11 protein-coding genes and 1 pseudogene are annotated in these 9,918 nt (G+C 68.6%); 5 read left to right on the top strand and 7 right to left on the bottom strand.

All coding sequences use genetic code 11. From position 1 onward, the window contains the following. Nucleotides 1–11 precede the first annotated feature (11 nt). The 6 genes from FWJ24_RS04660 to FWJ24_RS04685 are packed head-to-tail and all read right to left on the bottom strand — an operon-like array spanning nucleotide 12 to nucleotide 4,563. Nucleotides 12–803, bottom strand: coding sequence for an alpha/beta fold hydrolase (locus FWJ24_RS04660; protein WP_166443589.1), 792 nt, complete (start codon nucleotides 801–803; stop codon nucleotides 12–14). Further along, nucleotides 800–1,171, bottom strand: a complete 372-nt coding sequence (locus tag FWJ24_RS04665) for a hotdog family protein (RefSeq protein ID WP_150286581.1) — start codon at nucleotides 1,169–1,171, stop codon at nucleotides 800–802. The genes FWJ24_RS04660 and FWJ24_RS04665 overlap by 4 nt, the downstream gene beginning before the upstream one ends. Beyond that, nucleotides 1,168–1,560: a MaoC/PaaZ C-terminal domain-containing protein gene (locus tag FWJ24_RS04670; protein WP_150286582.1), complete on the bottom strand. Its 393-nt coding sequence runs from the start codon at nucleotides 1,558–1,560 to the stop codon at nucleotides 1,168–1,170. The genes FWJ24_RS04665 and FWJ24_RS04670 overlap by 4 nt, the downstream gene beginning before the upstream one ends. Continuing rightward, on the bottom strand, nucleotides 1,557–3,062 hold the full coding sequence (locus FWJ24_RS04675; RefSeq protein WP_150286583.1) for an acyl-CoA synthetase: 1,506 nt from the start codon (nucleotides 3,060–3,062) through the stop codon (nucleotides 1,557–1,559). Before FWJ24_RS04675 ends, FWJ24_RS04670 begins: the two co-directional genes overlap by 4 nt. Further along, nucleotides 3,059–3,835, bottom strand: coding sequence for an enoyl-CoA hydratase/isomerase family protein (locus tag FWJ24_RS04680; protein ID WP_150286584.1), 777 nt, complete (start codon nucleotides 3,833–3,835; stop codon nucleotides 3,059–3,061). Before FWJ24_RS04680 ends, FWJ24_RS04675 begins: the two co-directional genes overlap by 4 nt. After that, complete coding sequence (locus FWJ24_RS04685; RefSeq protein WP_150286585.1) at nucleotides 3,832–4,563, bottom strand: TetR/AcrR family transcriptional regulator; 732 nt, start codon at nucleotides 4,561–4,563, stop codon at nucleotides 3,832–3,834. The genes FWJ24_RS04680 and FWJ24_RS04685 overlap by 4 nt, the downstream gene beginning before the upstream one ends. 114 nt (nucleotides 4,564–4,677) lie before the next feature. On the opposite strand from FWJ24_RS04685, the gene FWJ24_RS04690 reads away from it, so the two are divergent. The 5 genes from FWJ24_RS04690 (at nucleotide 4,678) to FWJ24_RS04710 (ending at nucleotide 9,545) form a co-directional block, all read left to right on the top strand. Next, the gene (locus tag FWJ24_RS04690; protein WP_150286586.1) at nucleotides 4,678–5,865 is read left to right on the top strand and encodes a substrate-binding domain-containing protein; all 1,188 of its coding nucleotides are present in this window, start codon (nucleotides 4,678–4,680) and stop codon (nucleotides 5,863–5,865) included. Nucleotides 5,866–5,935: 70 nt separating this feature from the next. Continuing rightward, complete coding sequence (locus FWJ24_RS04695; RefSeq protein ID WP_150286587.1) at nucleotides 5,936–6,718, top strand: ABC transporter ATP-binding protein; 783 nt, start codon at nucleotides 5,936–5,938, stop codon at nucleotides 6,716–6,718. After that, on the top strand, nucleotides 6,711–7,433 hold the full coding sequence (locus tag FWJ24_RS04700; RefSeq protein ID WP_150286588.1) for a branched-chain amino acid ABC transporter ATP-binding protein: 723 nt from the start codon (nucleotides 6,711–6,713) through the stop codon (nucleotides 7,431–7,433). Before FWJ24_RS04695 ends, FWJ24_RS04700 begins: the two co-directional genes overlap by 8 nt. A gap of 7 nt (nucleotides 7,434–7,440) precedes the next feature. Then, nucleotides 7,441–8,466 (top strand): branched-chain amino acid ABC transporter permease, encoded by a 1,026-nt coding sequence (locus FWJ24_RS04705; protein WP_150286589.1) that lies wholly within the window; start codon nucleotides 7,441–7,443, stop codon nucleotides 8,464–8,466. Between the two features lie 5 nt (nucleotides 8,467–8,471). After that, nucleotides 8,472–9,545 (top strand): branched-chain amino acid ABC transporter permease, encoded by a 1,074-nt coding sequence (locus FWJ24_RS04710; RefSeq protein ID WP_150286590.1) that lies wholly within the window; start codon nucleotides 8,472–8,474, stop codon nucleotides 9,543–9,545. Nucleotides 9,546–9,655: 110 nt separating this feature from the next. On the opposite strand, the pseudogene FWJ24_RS14705 reads toward FWJ24_RS04710, so the two are convergent. After that, nucleotides 9,656–9,918 (bottom strand): annotated as a pseudogene (locus FWJ24_RS14705) (hypothetical protein); the annotation flags it as partial.

Below are 9,918 nucleotides of genomic sequence, written 5' to 3' on the forward strand. Positions count from 1 at the left end.
GGCGGCCGCTCTCAGCCGCCGGCGGCGGCGCGGATGACCGCGCCCACGGCGTCCGGGTCGTCCCAATGCGGGGCGTGCCCGGCATCGTCGAGCACGCGGACATGCCCCGCCGGCAGCCGGTCGCGATACCAGCGGGCCAGTGCGGGTCCGTAAAGGGCGCTGCGGCCGCCGAGCACGAGTTGGAGCGGAACCGGCAGGCCGCCGATTAGCGCGCGCTGGTCGAGGCCGGCGAGCGAGCGCCACAGGGCGGCCATGGTGGGCCCGTCATTGGCGGCCAGTGCCGCCTCGAACCGGGCCAGCCGTGCCGCATCGGCGCGGCCACCGAGCGGGAACAGCGAGCGGGCGATGGAGGGCGGGAATTTCCGCCAGGTCTCGCCCAGCGCCAGCGAGACACGGCGCATGTCCTCGGCGCGGTGCCCGTTGGAAAGGCCCAGATCCCAATCGGGCGCATTGGCCACTTTCGGCGTCATGTCGAGGATCACCAGCGCCGCGACGCGCGCCGCGCCGTGGCGGGCGATGTAATCGAGCGCGACGCTCGCGCCCATCGACCAGCCGACGAGCACGGCGCCCGGCATGGTATCGAGCAGCCCGGACAGCGCCTCGGAAAGGTCGGCGATCGTCAGTTCCGCGTCGGAGGCGGCGAGCGGGCCATGGCCAGGCAGATCCGGAATGACGAGCCGCAGACCGTGCCGCGCGAGGCCGTGGAGCGGTTCGAAGAAATCGCCGCTCGCGGCCCAGCCATGCAGCAGCAGCACCGGCCGCCCCTCGCCGAAGGCGCGGATTCGCGGACATGTCCGCCTCACGATGCCGCGCTCCCGACATCCTTCACGAGAACAAGCGCCCGGCCGCGGGCGAACATCGCGCCGGCCTCGCCGGCGAGTACCGTCTCGAGGTCGCACAGATGCTTGTCCGGCCTCAGACGGGTGATCGTGACCGTTGCGGTCAGAACCGCGTCGAGCGGCGCGGGACAAAGATAGTCGAGTTCCTGCTTGAGATAATTCGTGCCGGGTCCCGGCAGCCTCACGCCGAGGAGATAGGAGAACAGCGCCGCGATCAGCGGCTCGGGGATTGCGGCGAGCGAGACCGGGTCGATCCCGGCCAAGGCGGCGAATCCGCGCAGATCCTCGGGCGTGAAGCGGCGGGTGAGCGAGGCGGAATCGCCGGTTTTCATGCATGCTCTCCGGCAATTTCGGTCACTGCCTCGCAGACCGGTGCGCCATCCGCGAGGCGGCGCAGCACGGCTTCGACCCGCAGCCCGCCACCGGGCAGCGGTGCGGCGAAGGCCTCGCAGCGCAGACCCTCGCCCGCGAAGGCCGGGTTCGGGAATTTCAGCGCCTGGTTGCGTGCCACGGCCTGCGGCAGCGCGGCGCGGATATGCGCCCAGATCAGCGTGTAGAGGAACATGCCATGCGCGACGGTGCGGCCGAAGCGGGTGCGGGCGGAGAAGGCCCGGTCGACATGGATCGGGTTGTCGTCGCCGCTCACGCGCGCGAAAAGCTCGAATTCCGCCTGGCTTGGGACATGCTCGAAGGTGAAGAGCGGCGCGTCGGGATGGCTCATGATGACGCCTCCGTCAGCGCGCGCCGGAGGAGATGCTTCTGGATCTTGCCGGCGGCCGTGCGGGGAAACTCGGGGAGGATCGTGATGTGCTGCGGCACCTTGTAGGCCGCGAGCCGCTGCCGCAGCTCGATCTTCAGCGCGGCGACATCCACCGAGGCGCCGGGCCTGAGCAGGATCGCGGCATGGCCGACCTCGCCCCAGCGCGGATCGGGAACGCCGATCACCGCCGCTTCGAGGATCGCGGGATGATCGAGCAGGGCATGCTCGATCTCGGCCGGATAGACGTTCTCGCCGCCCGAGATATACATGTCCTTGATGCGATCGACGATCGCATAATAGCCGTCCGCATCCCGGATCGCGACATCACCCGATCTCAGCCAGCCATCGGGCGTGAAGGCGGCGGCGGTCGCGTCGGGATTGTTGAAATAGCCCGGCGTGATGCCGGGACCACGGAACAGCACCTCGCCCGGCTCGCCCGCGCCGACATCGCGCCCCTCGCCATCGACGAGGCGCACCTCGGCGAGGAGTTGCGGCTTGCCCACCGAGCCCGGCTTGGCTGCGGCATGGGCGGGGTCCATGAAGAACACGGTCGGGCCGGTCTCCGTCATCCCCATGCCGTTGCAGATCGTGACGCCGCGCGCGAGGAAGGCGCGGATCAGCGCCACCGGGATCGGCGCCCCGCCGCATCCCCAATGCCGGACGCGGGAGAAATCCGTCCGCTCGAAGCGGGCCGCGAGGCTCATCTGCTGGTAGACCTGCGGCACGCCGAAGAACACCGTCAGCCGGCCGGAATCGATCAGGTCAAGCACCGTGTCGACCTCGAATTTCGGGATGACATGCGAGGTGCCGCCGGCGAGGAAGACGGGCAGGGTGTGCAGGTTGATGCCGGCCGTGTGGAACAGCGGCAGGAAGTTCAGCGCCTCCGTCGCCTCGTTCACGCCGGTGGCGAGCTGGACGTTCACCGCATTGGCGAGCATCATCCCGGCATTCTGGATCACGGCCTTCGGCCGGCCGGTGGTGCCGGAGGTGTAGAGCAGATACCAGGGGCGCTCGGTGGGCCAGGGGGCCGCCGCGAGCGCGTCGCCTGACTCCTCGCATCGGCGGTCGAACGCTTCCAGCGGCATCCACGCAAGGCCCGCGCCAGAGGCGAGCGCGGCGGCGAGCGCTCCGTTGGCCTGGTCCGCAAGCATGAGCCGGGCGCCGCAATCGGCCAGGATCGGCGCGAGTTCGGCCTCTGTCTGCCGCCAGTTCAGCGGCACGAGGATGATTTCGGCGCGCATGGCGGCGAACAGCAGATCGAAGAAGACCGGCGTGTTGTGACACAGGACGACGACCCGGTCGCCGGGCGCGAGCCCCGCCGCGCGCAGGATCGCCGCGCCGCGGCCCGCACGCCGGTCGATGTCGGCGAAGCGCCACACGCGCCCGGTCGCCCCCTCGATGAAGGCGGGCTTGTCCGGCGCCAGGGCGGCGCGCTGGCGGACGGGATCGGGGATCGTTCTCATGCCGGCATCTCCAGGAAGCTGCGAATCCGCGCCTCGGTCTCCGGCGTGTCGATCCGCGCGAGGAAACCGGCCAGCTCGGCGTCGAGCCGGTCGCGGAGCGCCGCGAGGCGCCGTTCCGGCCAGATCAGCGCCTTGGTCGCGGCGAGGCTCCCGGCCGATTTCGCCAGCAGCGCCGTGACCAGCGCCTCGACCGCCGCGTCGATGCCGCCTGCCGGCACGCTCTCGTGCGCGAGCCCCAGCGCGCGCGCTTCCGCGGCGTCGATCCGGCGGTTGAGCAGCTGGATCGCCAGCGCGCGGGCGGCACCGACGCGCTCCGGCAGCAATGCCGTCCAGCCGCCATCGGGCGCGAAGCCGACCTCGACATAATAGGGGGCGATGAACGCCGTCTCGACCATCACGACCAGGTCCGCGCTCAGGACAAGCCCCAGCGATCCGCCGGTGACCGGCCCCTGCACGCGGGCAACGACCGGCATCGGCAGGCGGGCGAGCGCGAGAATGACGCGATGAAGCCCGCCGACAAGCTGCTCCGCATAGGCGCGGCGCGCGTGCCGGGGCGTTTCGAGGAAGCCACGCAGATCGCCGCCGGTCGAGAAGCTCCGGCCTGCGCCGGTCAGCACCAAGACGCGCGGCGGCGCGGCCGCGAGATCGGCGAGCCGTGCTTCCATTGCCTCGATCAGGGGCGGAACGAGGCTGTTGTGCCGGCCCGGCCGGTTGAGCGTCAGCCGCGCGACATCATCCGCGCGCTCGAGAAGCACCAGCGGTTCCGCGCTCATCGCCGTCCGCCTGCCGGTGCGACGAGGCCATGCGGCGCAAGACCCTGGGCCACGAAGCGGAAGGCCTCCTCCGCGGCCGCCTCGATCGATGCCTCGGTATCCCAGAGCGCGTAGCGCCGGCCGACCATGTCACAGACGCCCATCAGCGCCCAGGCGCGCAGTTCAGCGTCGCCGGGGGCGATCTCGCCGGTCGCCGCCGCCGCCGCCAGCCCCGTGCGGTAGCTCGCGGCGAAATCGTTGTAATAGCGCCGATACGCCGCCTCATCGACGAACTGCGATTCCGCCACGACGCGATAAAGGTTCGGATTGTCCCGCACGAAGGCGAAGAAGGCGTGAATTCCGGCGCGCTCGATCGCGAGGCGACCGGTCAGCCCCGCGCTCGCCTGGGTCAGCGCACGCCGCAGGCGCCGCCCCATGCGCAGCACGAGTTCGCGCAGCACGTCCTCCTTCGAGTGGAAATAGACATAGAAGGTACCCTGCGCGACCTCGGCCTCCTGGGTGATCGAGGAGATCGAGGTTTCCGCGAAGCCGCGCCGGCCGATCTCACGCTCCGCCGCATCGAGGATGCGCTGCCGCGTGCGCTCGCCCTTGCTGGTTTTCGGGGCATGCCCGGTCTTGGATGCGGCGCCGGCCCTGGGTGGGGAGGCAATCCCGGATGCGGGTTCGTGCCCGGATTCCGGCCGGATCCTGGGGAGGTTGGCGGTTTTCGCGGCGACGTCTTCTGCCATCTCGATCCTCATGCCGGCGCGATGCGGCTTGACGGCGGATGGGAGAGACGTTATTCAAAAATGAAACATGACTCAAGTGTCAATTTTGAGCATCGCATCCTCGGGAGGATCAGCATGAACGGCTTACGGACCGCATTTCTGGCCGGCGCAGCGACGATTGCCGCCGGCGCCGCCTCGGCGCAGGACATCAAGGTGTGCCTGATTGCCGGCAAGACCGGGCCGCTCGAGGCCTATGCGAAGCAGACGGAAGTCGGCTTCATGATGGGGCTCGAATTCCTCACCAAGGGCACGATGCAGATCGGCGCCCGCAAGATCCAGGTGCTGGTCAAGGACGACCAGCTCAAGCCCGATCGCGGCAAGGCGCTGCTCGAGGAATGCTACAACGACGACAAGGCCGATCTTGCCGTCGGCACCACCGGCTCGCCGGTCGCGCTCGCCATGCTGCCGGTGGCGGAGGAGGCGAAGCGGGTGCTGATCGTCGAGCCGGCGGTCGCGGATTCGATCACGGGCGAGAAGCGCAACCGCTACATCTTCCGCACCGGCCGCTCCTCCTATCAGGATGCGCTGGCCGCGGCGGCGGCCATTCCGGCGAACGAGGATGTCTCCATCGGCATGCTCGGGCTCGACACCGCCTTCGGGCGCGATGGCGTCAAGGCGTTCAAGCAGGCGCTCGGCGCCATGCGGCCGAAGGCGAAGGTCGTGGCGGAAGAATACGCCGCCGGCAACACGGCCGATTTCGCGCCCTTCGCAGAACGACTCTTCGGCGCGCTCAAGGACCGGCCGGGCAAGCGCATCATCGGCTTCATCTGGGCCGGCGCGCATCCGATGGCGAAATTCGTGGACATGAAGCCGGAGCGCTTCAACATCGCGCTCGCGCCGGGCGGCAATATCCTGCCGGCGATGAATGCCTGGAAATCCTTCGCCGGCACCGAGGGCGGCATCTATTACTACTACGATTTCCCGAAGAATCCGATGAACGACTGGCTCAAGGCCGAATACCGGAAACGCCACGGCGCGCCGCCGGATTTCTTCGTCGCGGGCGGCTTCGCGGCGGCCTCGGCGGTGTTCAACGGCATCACCAAGGCCGGCGGCACCGAGACCGAGAAACTGATCGCCGCGCTGGAGGGCCTGACCTTCGAGACGCCGAAAGGGCCGATGACCTTCCGCAAGGAGGATCACCAGGCGCTTCAGGACATGTTCCACTGGCGGATCAAGAAGGACGCGAAGGACGGCGATCTGCTCGATCTCGTCGCCACCATCCCGGCCAAGGACATGCCGCTGCCGGTGGTCGAGAAGAAATAGGCCGTTCTGCGCGAATATTGCGGGCCGTCCGCCGCAACGGCCCGCCTCGCTGACCCAGCAGGAACCGAGCATGTCCGCCCCCGCCCTCGAGACGCGCGACCTCACGATCCGCTTCGGCGGCCACGTCGCCGTCAACGCGGTTTCGACCGCGTTCCGCACCGGCGAACTCACCGCGATCGTCGGCCCGAACGGCGCCGGCAAGACCACCTATTTCAACCTGATCTCCGGGCAGCTGCCGGCGACCTCCGGCGCCATCCTGCTCGATGGCGAGGACATAACCGGCCTCGGCCCCGCCGCGCGGGCGCAGAAAGGCATCGGCCGCGCCTTCCAGATCACCTCGCTCTTCCCCAATCTCACGGTGCATGAGAACGTGCGTCTTGCCGTGCAGGCGCGTTCGCGCCGCGCTGCGCATCTGTGGAGCCTCTGGTCGGACCATCGCGAATGGATCGCGCGGGCGGATCGCGCGCTCGAGGAGGTCAATCTCGTCCATCAGCGCGGCACGCTCGCCGCGGCCCTGCCGCATGGCGACAAGCGCAAGCTCGAGGTCGCGATCATGATGGCGCTGGAGCCGCGCGTCTTCATGTTCGACGAGCCGACGGCGGGCATGTCGGTCGACGAGGTGCCGGTCATCCTCGACCTGATCGCGCGGCTGAAGGCGAGGGGGGACAAGACGATCCTGCTTGTCGAGCACAAGATGGACGTCGTCCGCTCGCTCGCGGACCGGATCGTGGTGCTGCTCAACGGCGTCCTTTCCGCCGATGGCGACCCGGCCACGGTCACGGCCTCGGCGATCGTGCGCGAGGCCTATCTCGGCCAATCCCCGGCCGCATCCGCGGGGGGCGGCCATGGCTGAGCCGCTGCTGAGCCTCGAAGGCGTCCACACCCATATCGGGCAATACCATATCCTCCAGGGCGTGAGCTTCGCGGTGCCGGAAGGCGGCATGACCGTTCTGCTCGGGCGCAACGGCGCGGGCAAGACCACCGCGCTGCGCACCATCATGGGGCTCTGGAAGCCTTCCGCCGGGGTGTTGCGCTTCGCTGGTGCCGCGATCGGCGGCATGGCGACGCCGGAGATCGCCCGCGCCGGCATCGCCTATGTGCCGGAGAGCATGGCGGTGTTCTCCGATCTCACGGTGGCCGAGAACATCACGCTCGCGGCGCGGAGCGGGCCGCCGGATCCGGCGCGGCTCGACTGGATCTTCTCGTTCTTCCCCGCCATGAAGCGGTTCTGGCACGCACCGGCCGGCGTGCTCTCCGGCGGGCAGAAGCAGATGCTGGCGATTTCCCGCGCCATTGTCGAGAAGCGGCGGCTGATCCTTGTCGACGAGCCGACCAAGGGCCTCGCCCCGGCGATCATCGAAGGGATGATCGGCGCATTCCGCGAATTGAAGCGCGAGACCACCATCCTGCTCGTGGAACAGAATTTCCGCTTCGCGGCGAGCCTCGGGGACAATGTCGCGGTGATGGATGACGGCCGCATCGTCCATGCGGGCGCCATGGCCGCGCTTGCGGCCGACGAGGCGATGCAGACCCGGCTGCTCGGGCTTTCGCTCGATTCCCACCAATGAGGGCGCGATGACGGACCAAGCCGCCACCAGGACCGGTGCCGCCGATGCGATCCCGCAGGCACGGCTCGATCTCATTCCGCTCGCGCTTCCCGTCGCGCTCGCCGGGCTTGCCTTCCTGCTGATCGGTACCCCCACGACCTGGCTGACGCTCACGCTCGCCGCTCTGGCCATGGGCATGATGATCTTCGTGATCGCGAGCGGGCTGACCCTCGTCTTCGGGCTGATGGACGTGATCAATTTCGGCCATGGCGCCTTCATCGCGGTGGGCGCCTATCTCGCGATGACCGTGCTCGGGCCGCTGGCGCCGCTGGTGCAGGCGGATTCGCTGATGCTGAACCTCGCGGCGCTTGCGCTGGCGGCGCTGGTCGCGACATTCGGCGCCGGCGCGCTGGGGCTCGCCTTCGAGCGCGTCGTCATCCGCCCGGTCTATGGCCAGCATCTGAAGCAGATCCTGATCACCATGGGCGGGCTGATCATCGCCGAGCAGCTCCTGCACGCGATCTTCGGCGGCGACCAGAAGGCAATGGCGCTCCCGACCGCGTTTCGTGGCGCGATCGTCGTCGGCGATCTCGCCTTCGAGAAGTTCCGGCTGCTCGCGGTGGCGATCGGGCTCGTGGTGTTCCTCGCCATGCAACTGACGCTCAACCGGACGCGGATCGGCCTGCTGATCCGCGCCGGCGTCGAGAACAGCGAGATGGTCGAGGCACTCGGCTACCGCATCCGGCGGCTCTTTGTCGGGGTCTTCGCGGCGGGGTCGGCGCTGGCGGGGCTCGGCGGCGTGCTCTGGGCGCTCTATCGCGAGACCTTCACGGCCGCGATCGGCTCCGAGGTCATGGTGCTGGTCTTCATCGTCATCATCATCGGCGGGCTGGGCTCCGTCGGCGGCTGCTTCCTCGGGGCGATCCTGGTGGCGATGATGGCGAATTACACCGCCTTCCTCGCGCCGAAGGTCGCGCTCGCCTCCTCGATCCTCCTCATGGTCGCGATCCTGATGTGGCGCCCGCAGGGGCTCTATCCGGTCGCGAAACGGTGAATGCCATGATCCGCGCGCTCCTGTCCGACGATCCGCCGAAATCCCGCCTGCTTGCGGCGCTGCTGGTCCTGATCCTCGCCGGGCTTGCCGCGGCGCCGTTCGTCTTTCCGGGCGCGGCCGCGCTCAACACGGCGGCGAAGATCTGTATCTTCATCGTGCTGGTCGCGAGCTACGACATCCTCCTGGGCTATACCGGCATCGTCTCCTTCGCCCACACGATGTTCTTCGGCATCGGCGGCTACGGCGTCGGCCTGTCGCTCTATTTCCTTGGGCCGGGCTGGCCGGTGGTCGCGCTCGGGATCGTCGTCGCGCTGGTTATCGGCGTCGTGCTGGCGCTCGCCGTCGGGCTCGTCTCGCTGCGGGTGAAGGCGATCTTCTTCGCGATGATCACGCTCGCGGTCGCCTCCGCTTTCATGATCCTCACCACCCAGCTTTCCGAGTTCACCGGCGGCGAGGACGGGCGGACCTTCCGGGTTCCCGAATTGCTGCGCCCGACCACGCGGCTGTTCGAGGAGCCCTTCCTGGGCACCGCCATCACCGGCCGCGTCCTCGCCTATTATCTCGTCTTCCTGAGCGCGGTCGCGCTGTTCCTGCTCGCGCTGAGGCTTGTGAATTCCTGCTTCGGTCGCGTGCTCCAGGCAATCCGCGAGAACGAGATGCGCGCCGAGGCGCTCGGCTACCGCGTGGTCTATTTCCGCACCATGGCGAGCTGCCTTTCCGCGGCGCTGGCGGTGATGGCGGGCGCAATGAGCGCGCTCTGGCTGCGCTATACCGGGCCCGAGACGACGCTCTCCTTCGCGATCATGCTCGATGTCCTGCTGATGGTGGTGATCGGCGGCACCGGCACGCTCTACGGCGCGGTCATCGGCGCGACCCTGTTCATCCTGGCGCAGAACTATCTCCAGAAGCTGATGGCAATGGCCGCCGCCGCCACCGAGGGGATTCCGCTGCTGCCCCGCCTCCTGCATCCGGACCGCTGGCTGCTGCTGCTCGGCGTTCTGTTCGTGCTCAGCATCTATTTCTTCCCGACGGGGATCGCGGGCAAGCTCGCGGGCCGCGGCCGCGGCCCTGCAGCGTGAGATCGCTGGCGGCGGCCGGAGCAGGGCCGGCCGTCCGCTCCAGTTCCTGCCTTGACGCCGCTCTTTCGACCCCTGACCGGACAAGGCTTCGGGCCGATTGCTCCTGCATGTCAGATGGTGTGCTGGCCGATCTCGACGAAGACCCGTTTGATCGTTGAGGCGACATGGGCAACGGCCTGATCATCGCTCTGGCGCCGGTGCCAAGCGAGTTGCAACGGAAAGCCATCAACGCCAATCGGTGGCGCAAGAGCTGGCTCGGTTTGTTTGAACAGTTTCGGGGCGTTTCCTAAGTGGATTCCTGCCTCGGTTAGGCCGCCATCGGGATTGCTGGCAGCGCATTGAAGTACGCCTCGTCCGGGGTCAACCGGCCGAG

Source organism: Rhabdaerophilum calidifontis (assembly GCF_008641065.1).
Classification (GTDB): domain Bacteria; phylum Pseudomonadota; class Alphaproteobacteria; order Rhizobiales; family Beijerinckiaceae; genus Rhabdaerophilum; species Rhabdaerophilum calidifontis.

Coding starts and splice junctions, on each gene's coding strand:
- FWJ24_RS04665 (WP_150286581.1), bottom strand. CDS start 1,171: ATGAAAACCGGCGATTCCGCCTCGCTCACCCGCCGCTTCACGCCCGAG.
- FWJ24_RS04700 (WP_150286588.1), top strand. CDS start 6,711: ATGGCTGAGCCGCTGCTGAGCCTCGAAGGCGTCCACACCCATATCGGG.
- FWJ24_RS04705 (WP_150286589.1), top strand. CDS start 7,441: ATGACGGACCAAGCCGCCACCAGGACCGGTGCCGCCGATGCGATCCCG.
- FWJ24_RS04680 (WP_150286584.1), bottom strand. CDS start 3,835: ATGAGCGCGGAACCGCTGGTGCTTCTCGAGCGCGCGGATGATGTCGCG.
- FWJ24_RS04710 (WP_150286590.1), top strand. CDS start 8,472: ATGATCCGCGCGCTCCTGTCCGACGATCCGCCGAAATCCCGCCTGCTT.
- FWJ24_RS04695 (WP_150286587.1), top strand. CDS start 5,936: ATGTCCGCCCCCGCCCTCGAGACGCGCGACCTCACGATCCGCTTCGGC.
- FWJ24_RS04670 (WP_150286582.1), bottom strand. CDS start 1,560: ATGAGCCATCCCGACGCGCCGCTCTTCACCTTCGAGCATGTCCCAAGC.
- FWJ24_RS04685 (WP_150286585.1), bottom strand. CDS start 4,563: ATGGCAGAAGACGTCGCCGCGAAAACCGCCAACCTCCCCAGGATCCGG.
- FWJ24_RS04675 (WP_150286583.1), bottom strand. CDS start 3,062: ATGAGAACGATCCCCGATCCCGTCCGCCAGCGCGCCGCCCTGGCGCCG.
- FWJ24_RS04690 (WP_150286586.1), top strand. CDS start 4,678: ATGAACGGCTTACGGACCGCATTTCTGGCCGGCGCAGCGACGATTGCC.